Raw genomic sequence first — 15,179 nt, 5'->3', positions numbered from 1 at the left:
GGTTTCGGAGTTCGACGGGAAGAGCGCATGATCCGGCTGTCCACCAAGAGCCGCTATGCGGTGAGCGCGCTGATGCACCTGGCGATCCACGGCGGCGACACGCCGGTGCCGCTGGCCGAGATCTCGGTGTGCCAGGGGATCTCCGTGTCCTACGTGGACCAGATCTTCACTCGCCTGCGTCACGCCGGCCTGGTGCAGGGCGTGCCGGGGCCCGGGGGCGGCTACCGCCTGACCCGCGACCCGGCGGAGCTCGGCGTCGGCGAGATCATCCGGGTGATGGAGGCGGACGGCCGCGGCGGCCCCCGCGGCGGCAGTGCGCTCACCCGCGCGCTGTGGGACAACCTCTCCCGACGCCTGGACGCCTACCTGGACGACATCCGCCTCGCCGACTTCGTCCAGCGCCCGCAGATCCGCGAGGCCCTGGCCCGGCAGTACGCCGGCGGGCACTGGCGCTGCGACGTCTGCGGCGCGCTGGCGCACCGCAGCGCGCCGGCGGCGGAGGGCCACCGGGCGTGACCTACGTCGTCACCGAGCCCTGCATCCGCTGCAAGTACACGGACTGCGTCGAGGTCTGCCCCGTGGACTGCTTCCACGAGGGGCCGAACTTCCTCGTGATCGACCCGCAGGAGTGCATCGACTGCGCGTTATGCGAGTTCGAGTGCCCGGTGGACGCGATCCATGCGGACGACCGCGTGCCGGCAGGCCAGGAATACTTCCTGGAGATCAACGCCCGGCTCGCCGGACAGTGGCCGGTGATCACGTCGATGAAGGCGCCGCCGGCGGACGCCGACGACTGGGCGGCGGTCACCGCCAAGCTCGATCAGCTCGAGGAGTGAGCACCGCGCCCGTAGCGCCGGGCGACGTAGTCCTCGACCAGCTCCACGAACTCCTCGCCGATGCGCTCGCCCTTGAGCGTGACGGTCTTCTCGCCGTCCTCGTAGACCGGGGCCACGGGCTTCTCGCCGGTGCCCGGCAGGCTGATACCGAGATTGGCATTGCGGCTCTCGCCGGGGCCATTGACCACGCAGCCCATCACCGCGAGGGTCATGTTCTCGACACCGGGGTAGTGGTTCCGCCACTCCGGCATGCGCTCGCGGACGTGATTCTGGATCTGCTCGGCGAGCTCCTGGAAGAAGGTGCTCGTGGTCCGCCCGCAACCGGGGCAGGCGGTGACCAGCGGCGTGAATGCCCGCATGCCCATGGTCTGGAGCAGCTCCTGGGCGACCACCACCTCCCGGGTCCGGGACTCGCCGGGCTCCGGGGTGAGCGAGATGCGGATGGTGTCGCCGATACCCTCCTGCAGGAGCACCGCCAGCGCCGCCGACGAGGCCACGATGCCCTTGGAGCCCATGCCCGCCTCGGTCAGGCCGAGATGCAGCGGGTAGTCGCAGCGCGTGGCGAGATCGCGGTAGACCGTGATGAGGTCCTGCACCACGCTCATCTTGCAGGAGAGGATGATGCGGTCGTGGGGCAGCCCCAGGGCCTCGGCCTTCTCGGCGGAGTCCAGCGCCGAGCGCACCACTGCCTGCTTCATCACGCTCGCCGGTGGGGCGGGCTCGGACAGGCGGGCGTTCTCGTCCATCATCCGGGCCAGCAGGTCCTGGTCCAGGCTGCCCCAGTTCACGCCGATACGCACCGGTTTGTCGAGGTCCCGGGCGATGTCGATCATGGTCGCGAACTGCGGGTCGCGCCGGCGGCCCTTGCCCACATTGCCGGGGTTTATGCGCAGCTTCGCCAGTGCCGCCGCGCAGTCCGGGTAGGCGGTGAGCAGACGGTGACCGTTGAAGTGGAAGTCCCCGACCAGGGGCACGTCCACACCCATGTCGTCGAGCCGGCGGCGGATCGCCGGCACCGCCGCGGCCGCGGCCTCGTTGTTGACGGTGATGCGCACCAGCTCCGAGCCGGCCCGCGCCAGGTCCGCGACCTGGACCGCCGTGCCGACCTCGTCGGCGGTATCGGTGTTGGTCATGGACTGCACGACGACGGGAGCATCGCCGCCGACGGTGACGCCGCCGACGTCGACGGGCACGCTGTGGCGCCGGTTAATCACGGATTCGGACATGGACCTGGGTGTTCACGCATGCAGCGGGTGTAGTCCGCTCATGATACTAACCCGCTTACGGGTAATACCACCTCTTCCCGAACGGATACGCGATGCGCGCGGGGTGCCGGCCCACACGGCGAGGGGGCTGCCATACCGGGGCCCGTCGGTGCACGGCGGGCATGCCTGCGCTGCTACACTGCACGCCTCGTGTCCACGGGCACACCATCCGGAGCTGAAGAGTGGCGTTAGCTATGTCCGCCTCCGTCATGCAATCGCTGCCGGGACACCGACTCGGTGTTCTCCTCGTGCTCATCGCGGCCGTGACAAGCGGGTGCGCCGCGTTTCCCATGGGGCAGGGCGACGACAAGGCCGCGGCGGATCGTGCCTACGAGGCCGGTCACTACCGGCTCGCCGCCACGCGTTACGAGCGCTACCTTGAAACAGCACCCAGAGACCCGCATGCCTGGTACCGGCTCGGTAACGCGCGGGTGGAGCTCGACCGGCTCCGGGCGGCGGAGGCCGCCTTCTACCAAGCGCTTGATGCCGACCCGGCAATGGCCCGGGCCCGCCACAACCTGGGACTGGTGCAGCTCCGGCTCGCGTGGCGCTCCCTCGTCGAGGCGCATTCAGGTCTGCCCGCGGATGCCGCACGGGACGAGCGAACCACGGCACTCGCCGCCTGCCTCCTTCGGGGGCTGCAGACCTGGCAGGGGGCCGGGCACTGTCCGCAACGCACTGAGACCGAGGACAAGCCATGATCGACTGCTACAGCTGGCCGACGCCCAACGGCCACAAGGTGCATATCGCACTGGAGGAAATGGGCCTGGACTATCGCGTCCACGGCGTGAACATCGGCAAGGGCGACCAGTTCGAGCCGGAGTTCCTGCGCATCAGCCCGAACAACAAGATCCCGGCCATCGTGGACGAGGACGGCCCGGAAGGCCGGCCGATCAGCGTCTTCGAGTCCGGCGCGATCCTGTTCTACCTCGCCGAGAAGACCGGGCGCTTCCTGCCGGCGAACGGCGAGGCCCGCTACCGCGTCATGGAGTGGCTGATGTTCCAGATGGGCGGGCTCGGCCCGATGCTCGGCCAGGCGCACCACTTCCGCAATTACGCGCCCAAGCACATCCAGTACGCCTACGACCGCTATACCAACGAGACGTCCCGGCTGTACCGGGTCATGGACCGTCGTCTGGGCGAGTGCGAGTGGCTGGCCGGCGGGGACTACAGTATCGCCGACATCGCCGCCTACCCCTGGATCCGCCCTCACGCGAACCAGGGCCAGGACCTCGCCGACTACCCGAATCTCAAGCGCTGGTACGACACCATAGAGGCCCGCCCGGCCGTGCAGCGCGGCGTGTCCGTGCTCGCCGATTCCCGCCAGAACGGTTTCGACGAGGAGGCCAAACGGCTGCTCTTCGGTGCCGGGCAGTACCAGCGCCGCTGAGCCGGGTCACCTCAGGGGGCACTGCCGGATGACGGCGGTCGCAGACCTGCCTCGATGAAGTCGAGGACGGTCTCGATCGCCGGCTCCTCCGGCATCTCGCCCTCCCAGGTGGCGTAGCGCTTACCGAAGAAGTAGGTCATGCCGATCAGCGCCCAGGCGAGGGCGCGGGGGTCGCCCTGGCGGACCTCGCCGCGTGCCTGTGCCTCGGCGATGCCGCGCTCGTAGCCGGCAAGCAGCGTCTCGTAGTAGCGCTGATGCACGTCCGGGTCCACGAACTGGGACTGCATGACGATGCGGTAGAGGTTCTTGTGCGCAAGCGCGAAGCGCAGGAACTGCCGGAAGCCGGTGCGCTCGACCTCGATACGGTCGTTGCAGCCGCGCACCGCCTCGCTCTGGGAGCGACGGAGCTCGCGGCTCATGTGCTCCACCAGGGCCCGGAGGATGGCCTCCTTGGATGAGAAGTAGATATAGAACGTGCCCTGGGCGACACCGGCGCGGCGGGTGATATTGCTGATAGAGGCGCTGTGAAACCCCTTCTCGCCGAATTCCTCCTCCGCTGCATCGAGCAGCTTCTGGCGGGTGCGCTCCCCTCGGGCGGTGGCGGGTGTAACCGGTTTTGCCACGAACTGCCTCTCCTTCTTGTGCCTCACTGGCCGACTGCGGGATGCCCGTCGGGCGGCGTCCCGCGCCCCGACAGGGCGCGGCGGCCCTGCCTCGGTGCCGGCGCCGGTAGCGTCATATCCCCGGCGGCCGGTCCATCGCGTGGATGATCCGTAGCCGGCATCCCCGGCCGTATTCTGGCGCTGGCGGCCGGGGGCGTCCATACTCGCCCCTCGCAGAGCAGGAAGATCAGAATGCCTCAACACCCCGTAGACCGTTTGATCGAGATCATGGCCGCCCTGCGCAACCCCGATGGCGGCTGCCCGTGGGATCTGGAACAGGACTGGCGGAGCATCGTGCCGCACACCCTCGAGGAGGCCTACGAGGTGGCCGACACCATCGAGCGGGGCGACTACGATCACCTCCGCGACGAGCTCGGGGATCTGCTCTTCCAGGTGGTCTACTACGCCCGCTTCGCCGCGGAGGAGGGGCGTTTCGATTTCCACGACGTCGCCAACGCCATCGCGGACAAGATCGTGCGCCGCCACCCCCACGTCTTCGGCGAGGCGGAGGAACGCGACGCGGAAAGCCAGACCCGCGCCTGGGAGTCGATCAAGGCGGCGGAGCGCGCGCAGCGCGCCGACGGCGAGGGCCGTAAACCGGGGCTGCTGGACGACGTCCCGCGCACGCTCCCGGCGCTCAGTCGAAGCGTCAAGCTCCAGAAACGTGCCGCGCGGGTCGGCTTCGACTGGAACGAGCCACGGCCGGTGATTGCCAAGCTCCGCGAGGAGCTCGCGGAGCTGGAGGACGCTATGGCGAGCGGCGACGGTGACCACATCCACGAGGAATACGGTGATCTGCTGTTCGCCTGCGCCAATCTCGGCCGCCACCTCGGCAGCGACCCTGAGCAGGCGCTGCGGGCCGCCAACGGAAAGTTCGAGCGCCGTTTCCGGGGCCTGGAGACCGTGCTCGCCGAGACGGGCCGGCAGCCGGGGGAGTGCGATTTCGACACCCTGGAGGCCGCCTACCAGCAGGCCAAGGCGCGGGACAAGACGGCCGCCGGCGGGGATTGATCCGGCCGACGCCGTAACCGCGGTGCTGCCGTCTGGCCGTTCACCCCCTCAACACCGGGAAATGCAAGGTCGGCCGCTGCCCGGGGTAGTCGACATTGCCGGCACCGCAGGAGGGGATGTTGGCTGCCAGGAGCAGCCAACCTACGGGATCTGTCGCCTGGCCGTGCAACCCCGAGACATACGAGATCGGCTGCGCCCGGCAGACGAGATCGTCGCGGACGGGCACCGGGGGGGGTAGGTCGTGCACGACCGCAGGCCGTGTGCGACGCCGCTGAGACCGGCCCGGAATGTCGCACGCCTTATGGCGCACGAGCTACCCGAACGTCCATCCTCTATCCCGGAGTAGCTCGGGTCGGTCGCACACGGCCGCGGGCCGTGTGCGACGCTGTCGGGACCCGTCCGGGATGTCACACGCCTGCGGTGCACGACCTGCCCGAACGTCCATCCGCCCCCCGGACCAGGATCAACGTCCAGGGTTGTTCACACGGACCTGCTGGCAGCGTCGTCCGGGTTGTCCCTCCGCTCTCCCGGGGAGGTGGCGAGTGAACAACCTGCCGGAAGGTCACAGCTGGTCGTGATCTTCCAGCAGCAGCACGTGCAGCCGCCGTGGTCCATGCGCCCCGAGCTCAATGGTCTGCTCCACATCCCCGGTGCGCGACGGCCCGGTGATGAAGTTCACCGTCCGGGGCAGATCGCCGTCGGCGTGCAGCCGCGCCCAGGCAGTCTCCATGTAGTCCACGACGTCGCCGGCCCGTAGCACCACGACGTGGTGTTCGGGCAGGAAATTCAGGCTGGTGGGGTTATCCGGCCCGGAGCGGAGCACCAGCGTTCCGGTCTCCGCGATGCCCGCCACGGCCACCGTCACCGACGCCGGTGCCGTGCGCACGCCATCGATCCCCTTGGCCACGGTCACTTCCTGCGTCCATTCCAGCCCGGCGAGGAGCGGATCGGCACCGATCTGCACCGGCCCGCCGGGGGCCCCGGCATCGAGCAGCACCCGGGCCACCGCCGCGGGGATATCTGCGCGGGAGGCGATCCGCTCCGAGGTGGCAGCCGCGGCCTCCAGGCGCGTGAGCAGCCGCGTGACGTCGTCGCCGCTCCATTTCGGGCGCGGCGCGGGCGCCGCCATCAGCGCCCGGCGCTCCGCCTCGATGGCCTCGGGGTCTGGCGCGGCCTCGCGACCGAGGGCGCGGCGGATGGTGCTGAAGAAGCGCTGTGCCGTGTCGCTCATGCGTCCTCCTTGCGCTTCGCCCGCCAGGCCGCCTGGAACGTTGTGCGCGAGGGCAGGGGCAGGTCACGCGCGTCCGTCCAGCCGCCGGCCAGGGGCATGCGCCGCGCCGCGCCGCCGCGGCGGCCGCCGATCCAGCGCAGCACCCGGGTGCCGATCCGCGCGAGGGGGTGATACAGGCGCGGACGCCGGGCCACCCAGCCCCAGGCCTGCAGCGCCCAGCGGGTCGTGCGATGCCCCAGGTGGGCGTCGAACTGCCAGTCCCGCAGGTGGCGGATGAGGTCGGGCAGGGGGATCTTCACCGGACAGACGCTGCCGCAGCGCCCGTTCAGGGTACAGGCGTTGGGCAGGTCCACGGTGCCGTCCAGGCCGCGGAACATCGGCGTGAGCACCTGGCCCATGGGGCCGGGGTAGACCCAGCCGTAGGTGTGCCCGCCCACGGCGCCGTACACCGGGCAGTGGTTCATGCACGCGCCGCAGCGGATGCAGCGGAGCATGGAGCGGAACTCGTTGCCCAGCATGCCCGTACGGCCGTTATCGAGCAGCACCACGTGGTACTCGTCCGGGCCGTCGGGGTCGTCCGGACGCCGTGCGCCCGTGAGGAAGGTGGTATACGCGCTCATGTCCTGCCCGGTGGCGCTGCGCCCGAGCAGGCGCAGCATCGTCGATGCCTCCTCGGTACCGGGCACGAGCTTCTCGATGCCTGCAATGACAATGTGCACCCGGGGCAGGGTGGTGCCGAGATCGGCGTTGCCCTCGTTGGTGACCAGCGTGACCGTGCCGGTGTCGGCGATCAGGAAGTTTGCGCCGCTGATGTCGACGTCCGCCTCCAGGAAACGTTCGCGCAGCACCTGCCGCGCCTCGGCCACCAGCTCCGGGGCAGGGCGCAGCGGACCGTCGATGCGGTGGTGGTGATGCTCGTCGAACAGCCGTGTGATGTCCGCGCGGGTCTTGTGCACCGCCGGTGCGATGATGTGACTCGGCGGCTCCTTGGCAAGCTGGATGATGTACTCGCCGAGGTCCGTCTCCACCAGCTCGTGCTCGCGCTCCAGGGCCTCGTTGAGCGAGATCTCCTCGCCGGCCATGGTCTTGGACTTGATCACCCGCCGCGCCCCGGCATCACGGCAGATGCCGAGGATGATCTCACGGGCCGCCGCGTCGTCGCCGGCGTAGTGCACCTGGCCGCCGCGCTCGCTGACGTTCGCGGTGAAGCGGGCGAGGTAGTGGTCCAGGTTGGCCAGGGTGTGGTCCTTGATCGCCGCCCCGCGCTCGCGCAGCGCCTCGAAGTCCGGGAAGGCCTCCACCGCCCCGGCACGCTTGGCGACGAATCCGCCCTTGGCCGAGGCCAGCGCCGTGCGCAGGTTGTCATCGGCGAGGGCCGCGCGCGCATTCGCCTTGAACGTGTGGGTCCGGGCCTCCATCAGGCGTCCTCCTCGCCGATCGCCGGCGCGTCGCCCATGTCCGCGAGGACCTCGGCGGCGTGGTAGGCGCGCACGCCGGAACCGCGCCGCCGTAGCCGGCCGGCGATGTTCATCAGGCAGCCGAGATCGCCGGCGAGCACTGTCTCCGCGCCGCTCTCCTCGATCCGCGTGCTCTTGTCGTCCACCAGGCGCTCGGAGATCTCCGGGTATTTCACGCAGAACGTCCCGCCGAAGCCGCAGCAGACCTCGGTGTCCGTCATCTCGGTGATCGTGAGTCCCTCCACGCTGCCGAGCAGCGTCCGCGGCTGGGCCTTCACACCGAGCTGGCGCAGCCCGGAGCAGCTGTCGTGATAGGTGGCGTTCGCCGGAAAGCGCGCCGTCACCCGGCTCATGCCGCGCACGTCGACGAGGAACGCGAACAGCTCCCAGCTGCGCGCCGCCAGCGCCTCCGCGCGCTCGCGCCATGGGTCGCCGTCCTCGAAGAGCTCGGGATACTTGCGGAGCTGGCCGATGCACGAGCCCGAGGGGCCAACCACGTAGTCGCACTCTTCGAATGCCTCGATGGTCTGGCGCGCAAGGGCCCGGGTATCGGGGAGATCGCCGCTATTGTAGGCCGGCTGGCCGCAGCAGGTCTGGCCCTCGGGCACCTCCACGGTGCAGCCGGCCTGCTCGAGCAGCCGGACCGAGGCGAAACCGACGCGGGGGCGGAACAGGTCCACGAGGCAGGTGACGAACAGCCCGACCCGGGGCTGGCCGCTTGTCGTCGCTTCAGTCATGTTGTCACAACCGGGGCCTTCGTTATTGGTCTGACCACGTTACCCGCGGGGGCCCGAAAGCTCAACCGGCCGGCGGCGGTTTGAAAAACGCCACCAACACCCCACGTCGTCCATGACGACGGTAACGCAGGTTACCGCTTTCCATCCGTGACCAGGGAGGACGCACCATGGCACTCAGCGAGCAGAGCTGCACCCCGTGCCGCGGCGGCACCCCGCCGATGTCCCGCGACGAGGCGGAACGCCATCTCGGCCAGCTCCCGGAATGGCGGCTGGAAGAGGATCCCATGCGGATCATCCGCGCGTTCCGGTTCGGCGACTTCGCCTCCGCGCTGGCGTTCGTCAACCAGGTCAGCGAGCTTGCCGAGGGGGAGCAGCACCACCCGGAGATCCACTTCGGCTGGGGGCACGTGGAGGTCGAGATCTGGACGCACAAGATCCAGGGTCTGCATGAGAACGACTTCATCCTCGCCGCCAAGATCGATCGGCTGATTTAGTGTCCTGACCCGGGAGACGCGCTGGCGATCCCGTACACTGCGGTATACTTTCTGCAGCCGTGCCGGCCGGGGGCGCGGCGGGGAGCAGGGACGATGCCGCAGGGCGGAAACAACGCGCCGACGGAGCAGGGCGAGGCCGTATTCCGCACGGAATCGGTCACCAAGACCTATCGGGTGGGCGAGATCGACGTCGTCGCCCTGCGCGGCGTCACAACGCAGCTGTACGCCGGCGAGTTCGCGGTGATACTCGGCGCCTCGGGCAGCGGCAAATCCACGCTGCTCAATATCCTCGGTGGCCTCGACGTCCCCTCCGGCGGCCGGGTCCTGTATCGCGGCCGCGACATTACCCACGCCGGTGAACGTGAGCTCACCGCCTACCGCCGCCATCACGTCGGCTTCGTCTTTCAGTTCTACAACCTCATCCCGAGCCTGACGGCACGCGAGAACGTCCAGGTCGTCACCGAAATCGCCGACGACCCCATGCCCGCGGAGGACGCGCTGGCACTGGTCGGCCTGAGTGCCCGGCTCCATCATTTCCCCGCGCAGCTCTCCGGCGGTGAGCAGCAACGGGTGGCCATCGCACGGGCGGTGGCGAAGCGCCCGGCGGTGCTGCTGTGTGACGAGCCTACCGGTGCGCTCGACTCGCAGACGGGGATCCGGGTACTGGAGGTGCTGCTGCGCGCCAACGAGGAGGTCGGCGCCACCACCGCGGTGATCACCCATAACGCGGTCATCGCCGGGATCGCCGACCGCGTCGTGCACATGAGCGACGGCCGCATCACGGGCGTGGAGGTGAACGCGGAGCGCCGGCCACTGGAGAGCCTGAGCTGGTGAGAGGGGCGTCCGCACTCCGGCGCAAGGCCCTGCGCGATCTCTGGAACCTGCGCGGGCCGATGCTTGCGATCGCCCTGGTTCTCGCCAGCGGGGTTGCCGCCTACGTGGGGCTCAACACCACCCACACCGGGCTGGAGCGGACCCGGGACACCTTCTACCGGGACTACCGTTTCGCTGACGTCTTCGTCTCGCTGAAGCGGGCCCCGGAGACGGTCACCTCGCGCCTCGCCGCCATTCCCGGCGTCGCCTCGGCACGCACGCGGGTCGTTGCCCGGGCCAACCTGGAAGTGCCTGGCTTCCCCGAGCCCGCCACCGCACAGCTGGTGAGCATCCCCGACGGCCGCCAGCCCGGGCTGAACCGTCTCTACCTGAGCCAGGGGCGGTTGCCACGTACCGCGGCCACCGACGAGGTGGTGGTCTCCCAGTCGTTCGCCGAGGCGCACGGCCTGTCCCCGGGGGCAACGCTCGGCGCCATCATCAACGGACGCCGGCAGCCCCTCAGGGTGGTGGGCATCGGCCTCTCGCCCGAGCACATCTACCAGATCCGCCCCGGCGACATCCTCCCGGACTTCGAGCGCTACGCGGTGATGTGGATGAACCGCACACCGCTCGCGACCGCCTACGACATGGACGGCGCCTTCAACAGCGCCGTGTTCACCCTGACCGCCGGCGCCGAAGCCGCGGCCGTGGTGGACCGGGTCGACGCCGTTGTGGACCGATACGGCGGTCTGGGCGCCCACCCCCGTGCGGACCAGATCTCCAACCGCTACCTCGCCAACGAGATGCACGAGCTCGGCGTCCTCACCCGCACGATACCGCTGGTGTTCCTCGCCGTGGCGGCATTCCTGCTCAACGTCGTCGTTCACCGGCTGGTACGGAACCAGCGCGAGCAGATCGGCATCCTCAAGGCCTTCGGCTATCGCGACGTCACCATCGCTATGCACTACGCCTCGATGATCCTGGCCGTGGCGATGGTGGCCGCGGCCCTCGGCATCGCCCTGGGCGGCTGGATGAGCCACGGGATGAGCACGGCCTACCAGGGTATCTTCCGCTTCCCGTTCTTCATCCACCGCCTCGACCCGGCTACCGCGGTGATCGCCGTTGCCGCCACCGCGGGTGCGGCGCTCGCGGGGGCCCTCGGCGCGGTGCGCGCCGCCGCGCGCCTGCCGCCCGCCGAGGCGATGCGTCCCGAACCGCCCCCCACCTATCGGGCAAGCCTGCTGGAGCGCAGCGGCCTGCGCCGGCTGCTTGATCAGCCCACGCGCATGGTGGTGCGCCACCTCGCGCGCAACGGCGGCAAATCGGCGCTGTCCGTGCTCGGTATCGCCGCGGCGGTGGGCATCATGATGCTCTCCCGGTTCGGCACGGACGCCATCGATTACATGCTGGATATCCAGTTCGGCCTCGCCCAGCGGGAGGACGTCACCGCCACCTTCACCGAGCCCACCGATCACGACGCCCTCTACAGCCTCGCCGCGGACCCGGCGGTGGGCTTCGTGGAGCCGTTCCGTGCGATATCCGTGGAGCTGGTCAACGGCCGGCACCGTTATCGCACCAGCATCCTGGGCCTGACACCGGGAAGCCGGCTGCACCGCGTGCTGGACGACACGCTCCATCCCCTGCGGCTGCCCCGGGACGGCGTGATCCTCACCGACTACCTGCGCGAGCACCTCGCACTGAGCACCGGTGGGAGCGTGCGCGTGCGGGTGCTCGAAGGGGCCCGGCCGGTACTGGATATCCCAGTGGCCGGATTCGCCCGCGAGTACCTAGGTGCACAGGGCTACATGCGCCTGGACGCGCTCAACCGCCGTCTCGACGAGGGCCGGGCAGTCTCCGGCGCCTACCTGGCCACCGGTCCGGAGACGGCGACGGCACTCGCCCGCAGACTTCAGCTCATGCCGAGGGTCGCCGGTGTCGGACTCCGACGTCGCAGTATCGAGAGCTTCGACGAGAGCATGGGCCGGATCATGGCCGTGTTCACCCTGATCAGCTCCGCACTGGCCGGCAGCATTGCCTTCGGGGTGGTCTACAACAGCGCCCGGATCGCGCTGTCCGAGCGGTCCCGGGAGCTTGCGAGCCTGCGGGTGCTCGGCTACAGCCGCGGCGAAGTGGCCTATATCATACTCGCCGAGCTGATCGTCCTGACGCTCGCCGCCATCCCGCCGGGGTTCCTGATGGGGGCGGGCCTGTGCTGGCTGCTCGCGCGGGGCTTCAATTCGGACCTCTACCGTATCCCGCTGGTCATCGGGCCGGTCACGTACGGCCTCGCGGCGGCAACGGTACTCGCCGCCGCGGCCCTGTCGGCGGTGCTCATCCTGTTCCGCCTCAACCGGTTGAGCCTGGTGGCCGCACTCAAGACAAGGGAGTAAGACACGTGACCTGGTCCAGACGCATCGCCGGCGCCGTGCTCGCGGTGGCTGTCCTCGGCGGCCTCGTATACGCGTTCCTGCCGGCCCCGGCGCCGGTCAGCCTGGCTGTGGTGGCCCGGGGACCGCTGGCGGTGACCGTCGAACGTGAAGGCCAGACCCGGGTGCGCGACCGCTATGTCGTGGCCGCGCCGGTATCCGGCGCCCTGCGCCGCATCGACCTGGACGTGGGGGACGCAGTGGGCCCGGGCACGGTACTCACCCGGATCGACCCCCAGGAGCCGGAGCTGCTCGATCCGCGCTACGAGGCCCGGGCTCGGGCCGACGTGGCGAGCGCGGAGGCGGCCCTGCACGCGGCCGCCGCCGACGTCGGTGCGGCGGAGGCGGAGGCAGAGCGGGCCGCCACCGAGCTGGCCCGGGTGAGCCGGCTGCACGAGCAGGGCTACGCTCCGGCGCAGAACCTGGATATCGTCCGGGCCACCGATCGCCGCGCCAAAGCCACGCTGCGCTCGGCACGCTTCCGCGTCCAGGTCGCCGCCGCCGAGCTCGCCTCGGCGCGCGCGGTACTGCACTATGGCGAGGGCGACAGAAGCGGCGAGGGCATCGCCGTGCGCGCACCGGTGGCGGGCCGGGTGCTCGCGCTGCCCCGCGAGAGCGCCGGTCCGGTGGAGCGGGGCGCGCCGCTGGTGGAAATTGGCGACCCGGCCTCGCTGGAGGTGCGCACCGATGTGCTGTCCGTGGACGCCGTGCGCATCCATCCCGGCATGCGCGTGGACCTGACGGGGTGGGGCGGGGACACCACGCTCGAAGCCCGTGTGAGCCGCGTGGAGCCCGCGGCGTTCACCAAGGTCTCGGCCCTGGGCGTGGACGAACAGCGCGTCTGGGTCACCTCGCAGCTGGCCTCGCCACATGCGCAGTGGAACCGCCTGGGGGACGGCTACCGGGTCGACTGCGCGTTCGTGCTCTGGTCCGGCGAGGGCGTCCTCCAGGTACCCGACAGCGCCGTATTCCCCCACGGTGGCGGTGAGGCCGTGTTCGTCGCCAGCGGGGGCAGGGCGCATCTGCGCGAGGTCGGGACCGGCCGGCGCAGCGGGCTGCAGGTGCAGATCCGCTCGGGGCTAGAGGCCGGCGAACGCGTGGTGATCCACCCGGACGCCACACTGGCGGACGGTGACCGCATCCGCGAGCGCGCCGGCGGCTGAGACCGGCGCCGCTCGCCTATTCCCGGCGCCACTCCCCGGAGCGCCCGCCCGCCTTGTACACGAGCCCGACGCCGTCGATGGTCATACCGCGGTCAAGCGCCTTGCACATGTCGTAGACCGTGAGCAGCGCCGCCTGGACCGCGTTCAGCGCCTCCATCTCCACGCCGGTGCGTTCGCGGGTCTCCGCACGAACGCTGCAGTGCACCGCACCGGCCTCCGGCTCGGGGGTCAGCGTGACCTCGACATGGGACAGCGCCAGGGGATGACACAGCGGCACCACGTCGGCGGTGCGCTTCGCCGCCATGATCCCGGCGATGCGGGCGGTAGCCAGGGCGTCGCCCTTTTTCAGATCACCGGCGACCAGCGCCTCCAGGGTCGCCGCGGCCATTCGGATGCGGCCCTCGGCCACGGCGACCCGGTGGCTGCGGTCCTTTTCGCCGACGTCGACCATGTGGGCCTCGCCGCGCTCGTTGATGTGGGTCAGTTCGCTCATGGCTGATTCCGGTGCCTTCCAGGCGGATGCGTGTCTGTCGTCGACCCGTATTGCGCCCGATCACCGGACATGCCGGCAAGGCCGCCCTGCGCCCGGTGACGCCCCGGCGAGCTGGCGTTGGCAATGACCGGGTTAGTAGTATTGCGGCACGCTAACCCGCCGCCCCCGGCGGGGCAACACCGACGGAGGAACCCACCATGTCCGACGACCGCCTTCAGCGCGGCGAGGCGATGCGCCGCCGTGTGCTCGGCGATGCGCACGTCGACCGCTCGCTGGCGAATGCCAGCGACTTCGACCGCGAGTTCCAGGAGTTCGTGATGCGCACGGCCTGGGGTGATATCTGGAATCGCGAGGGCCTCGCCACGCCGACCCGCAGCCTGATCAACCTGGGCATGCTGGCCGCCCTCGGCCGCATGGACGAGTTCCGCGTGCACGTGCGCGGTGCGGTCAATCAGGGGTGCAGTGTGGAGGAGATCCGCGAGGTACTCTTCCAGGTGGCGGTCTACGCGGGCATGCCGGCGGGGATGGAGGGTTTCCGCCACGCCCGGCGAGTGCTCGAGGAGATGACGGCGGAACCGGGGGCGTAAGCGGTGCTGCTCCGTATCCTGGAGATCATCGTCCCGGTCTTCGGCCTGGTGCTGGTGGGCTACGTCTACGGCCGACTGCGCCCGGCGGACATGTCCAGCGCCAACCGGTTGAACGTCAACGTCTTCGTGCCGGCGCTGATCTTCTACGTGCTCTCCGAGCGCATGAGTGCCGACCTGTCTCTGGGCGGCGCGGCGCTCGGCGCCGCCGCGGTGATCCTCGGCTCCGGACCGATCGCCTGGCTCATTGCCCGGCGCACCGGCTGGGACGTACGCACTGTCGTGCCGCCGGCGATGTTCAACAACGCGGGCAACTTCGGACTGCCGCTGGCGGTCTTCGGCTTCGGCGAGAAGGCACTGCCCGTTGCCGTGGTGATGTTCGTGGTGGAGAACTCACTGCACTTCACCGTCGGGCTGTGGCTGCTCACCCGGCGAATCGGCGCACGCGAACTCGCGGGCAACCCGATGGTGGTGGCCACCGCCGCCGGGCTCGTGTGCATGGCGTTCGGCTGGCATCTGCCGGGACTGGTCCTGCCCGGCGTGGAGATGCTCGGCAACGTGGCGATCCCGCTGATGCTGGTCGCGCTGGGAATCCGCCTCACGGAGGTGGATCTCTC

The 15,179-nt window shown here is 70.0% G+C and carries 17 protein-coding genes; 11 read left to right on the top strand and 6 right to left on the bottom strand.

Features of this window, described 5'->3' with window-relative positions; translation table 11 throughout:
• Positions 1 to 30 precede the first annotated feature (30 nt).
• Positions 31 to 516 (top strand): Rrf2 family transcriptional regulator, encoded by a 486-nt coding sequence (locus G7A99_RS11290; RefSeq protein WP_371807617.1) that lies wholly within the window; start codon positions 31 to 33, stop codon positions 514 to 516.
• Positions 513 to 836: a ferredoxin FdxA gene (fdxA, locus tag G7A99_RS11285; protein WP_018716822.1), complete on the top strand. Its 324-nt coding sequence runs from the start codon at positions 513 to 515 to the stop codon at positions 834 to 836. Before G7A99_RS11290 ends, fdxA begins: the two co-directional genes overlap by 4 nt.
• Here the strand turns inward: fdxA and ispG are convergent.
• A complete protein-coding gene (ispG, locus tag G7A99_RS11280) occupies positions 821 to 2,062 on the bottom strand; it encodes a flavodoxin-dependent (E)-4-hydroxy-3-methylbut-2-enyl-diphosphate synthase (RefSeq protein ID WP_163140252.1) in 1,242 nt (413 codons plus the stop codon). The two genes, fdxA and ispG, sit on opposite strands and share 16 nt — an antisense overlap.
• A 329-nt stretch (positions 2,063 to 2,391) precedes the next feature.
• On the opposite strand from ispG, the gene G7A99_RS11275 reads away from it, so the two are divergent.
• Together G7A99_RS11275 and G7A99_RS11270 are read left to right on the top strand one after the other, a co-directional pair.
• On the top strand, positions 2,392 to 2,802 hold the full coding sequence (locus G7A99_RS11275; RefSeq protein ID WP_163140250.1) for a tetratricopeptide repeat protein: 411 nt from the start codon (positions 2,392 to 2,394) through the stop codon (positions 2,800 to 2,802).
• Entirely contained in the window at positions 2,799 to 3,491 is a 693-nt protein-coding gene (locus tag G7A99_RS11270) for a glutathione binding-like protein (RefSeq protein WP_018716819.1), read from the top strand. The genes G7A99_RS11275 and G7A99_RS11270 overlap by 4 nt, the downstream gene beginning before the upstream one ends.
• Positions 3,492 to 3,502: 11 nt before the next feature.
• On the opposite strand, the gene G7A99_RS11265 is transcribed toward G7A99_RS11270, so the two are convergent.
• The gene (locus tag G7A99_RS11265) at positions 3,503 to 4,114 is read right to left on the bottom strand and encodes a TetR/AcrR family transcriptional regulator (RefSeq protein WP_018716818.1); all 612 of its coding nucleotides are present in this window, start codon (positions 4,112 to 4,114) and stop codon (positions 3,503 to 3,505) included.
• Between the two features lie 231 nt (positions 4,115 to 4,345).
• Between G7A99_RS11265 and mazG the strand changes: the two genes are divergently transcribed.
• Positions 4,346 to 5,164 (top strand): nucleoside triphosphate pyrophosphohydrolase, encoded by an 819-nt coding sequence (gene mazG / locus G7A99_RS11260; protein WP_040409165.1) that lies wholly within the window; start codon positions 4,346 to 4,348, stop codon positions 5,162 to 5,164.
• 562 nt (positions 5,165 to 5,726) lie between these two features.
• Here the strand turns inward: mazG and G7A99_RS11255 are convergent.
• The 3 genes from G7A99_RS11255 to G7A99_RS11245 are packed head-to-tail and all read right to left on the bottom strand — an operon-like array spanning position 5,727 to position 8,589.
• A complete protein-coding gene (locus G7A99_RS11255; protein ID WP_018716816.1) occupies positions 5,727 to 6,395 on the bottom strand; it encodes an LUD domain-containing protein in 669 nt (222 codons plus the stop codon).
• Positions 6,392 to 7,813 carry a lactate utilization protein B gene (locus G7A99_RS11250; protein WP_163140248.1) on the bottom strand — a complete coding sequence of 474 codons (1,422 nt, stop codon included), beginning with the start codon at positions 7,811 to 7,813 and terminating at the stop codon, positions 6,392 to 6,394. The genes G7A99_RS11255 and G7A99_RS11250 overlap by 4 nt, the downstream gene beginning before the upstream one ends.
• Complete coding sequence (locus tag G7A99_RS11245; RefSeq protein ID WP_018716814.1) at positions 7,813 to 8,589, bottom strand: (Fe-S)-binding protein; 777 nt, start codon at positions 8,587 to 8,589, stop codon at positions 7,813 to 7,815. The genes G7A99_RS11250 and G7A99_RS11245 overlap by 1 nt, the downstream gene beginning before the upstream one ends.
• Before the next feature lie 167 nt (positions 8,590 to 8,756).
• On the opposite strand from G7A99_RS11245, the gene G7A99_RS11240 reads away from it, so the two are divergent.
• The 4 genes from G7A99_RS11240 (at position 8,757) to G7A99_RS11225 (ending at position 13,485) form a co-directional block, all read left to right on the top strand.
• A complete protein-coding gene (locus G7A99_RS11240) occupies positions 8,757 to 9,083 on the top strand; it encodes a 4a-hydroxytetrahydrobiopterin dehydratase (RefSeq protein ID WP_018716813.1) in 327 nt (108 codons plus the stop codon).
• A 93-nt stretch (positions 9,084 to 9,176) separates the two neighbouring features.
• Complete coding sequence (locus G7A99_RS11235; RefSeq protein WP_018716812.1) at positions 9,177 to 9,917, top strand: ABC transporter ATP-binding protein; 741 nt, start codon at positions 9,177 to 9,179, stop codon at positions 9,915 to 9,917.
• Complete coding sequence (locus G7A99_RS11230; protein WP_205599815.1) at positions 9,914 to 12,286, top strand: ABC transporter permease; 2,373 nt, start codon at positions 9,914 to 9,916, stop codon at positions 12,284 to 12,286. The genes G7A99_RS11235 and G7A99_RS11230 overlap by 4 nt, the downstream gene beginning before the upstream one ends.
• 5 nt (positions 12,287 to 12,291) lie before the next feature.
• Positions 12,292 to 13,485 (top strand): efflux RND transporter periplasmic adaptor subunit, encoded by a 1,194-nt coding sequence (locus tag G7A99_RS11225; RefSeq protein ID WP_163140246.1) that lies wholly within the window; start codon positions 12,292 to 12,294, stop codon positions 13,483 to 13,485.
• Between the two features lie 16 nt (positions 13,486 to 13,501).
• Here G7A99_RS11225 and moaC read toward each other — a convergent pair whose 3' ends face one another.
• The gene (gene moaC / locus G7A99_RS11220) at positions 13,502 to 13,978 is read right to left on the bottom strand and encodes a cyclic pyranopterin monophosphate synthase MoaC (RefSeq protein WP_163140244.1); all 477 of its coding nucleotides are present in this window, start codon (positions 13,976 to 13,978) and stop codon (positions 13,502 to 13,504) included.
• Between the two features lie 197 nt (positions 13,979 to 14,175).
• On the opposite strand from moaC, the gene G7A99_RS11215 reads away from it, so the two are divergent.
• Positions 14,176 to 14,565 (top strand): carboxymuconolactone decarboxylase family protein, encoded by a 390-nt coding sequence (locus tag G7A99_RS11215; RefSeq protein WP_018716808.1) that lies wholly within the window; start codon positions 14,176 to 14,178, stop codon positions 14,563 to 14,565.
• 3 nt (positions 14,566 to 14,568) lie between these two features.
• The coding region (locus tag G7A99_RS11210; RefSeq protein ID WP_163140242.1) for an AEC family transporter at positions 14,569 to 15,179 on the top strand (611 nt) is incomplete at its 3' end.

It is taken from the genome of Arhodomonas sp. KWT (assembly GCF_010993615.1).
Note: the sequence above shows the minus strand (reverse complement) of the source record. Positions and strands in the feature narration are given on the sequence as shown.

Coding starts and splice junctions, on each gene's coding strand:
- G7A99_RS11275 (WP_163140250.1), top strand. CDS start 2,392: ATGGGGCAGGGCGACGACAAGGCCGCGGCGGATCGTGCCTACGAGGCC.
- G7A99_RS11215 (WP_018716808.1), top strand. CDS start 14,176: ATGTCCGACGACCGCCTTCAGCGCGGCGAGGCGATGCGCCGCCGTGTG.
- G7A99_RS11235 (WP_018716812.1), top strand. CDS start 9,177: ATGCCGCAGGGCGGAAACAACGCGCCGACGGAGCAGGGCGAGGCCGTA.
- G7A99_RS11250 (WP_163140248.1), bottom strand. CDS start 7,813: ATGGAGGCCCGGACCCACACGTTCAAGGCGAATGCGCGCGCGGCCCTC.
- G7A99_RS11240 (WP_018716813.1), top strand. CDS start 8,757: ATGGCACTCAGCGAGCAGAGCTGCACCCCGTGCCGCGGCGGCACCCCG.
- ispG (WP_163140252.1), bottom strand. CDS start 2,062: ATGTCCGAATCCGTGATTAACCGGCGCCACAGCGTGCCCGTCGACGTC.
- G7A99_RS11270 (WP_018716819.1), top strand. CDS start 2,799: ATGATCGACTGCTACAGCTGGCCGACGCCCAACGGCCACAAGGTGCAT.
- moaC (WP_163140244.1), bottom strand. CDS start 13,978: ATGAGCGAACTGACCCACATCAACGAGCGCGGCGAGGCCCACATGGTC.
- G7A99_RS11245 (WP_018716814.1), bottom strand. CDS start 8,589: ATGACTGAAGCGACGACAAGCGGCCAGCCCCGGGTCGGGCTGTTCGTC.
- mazG (WP_040409165.1), top strand. CDS start 4,346: ATGCCTCAACACCCCGTAGACCGTTTGATCGAGATCATGGCCGCCCTG.
- G7A99_RS11255 (WP_018716816.1), bottom strand. CDS start 6,395: ATGAGCGACACGGCACAGCGCTTCTTCAGCACCATCCGCCGCGCCCTC.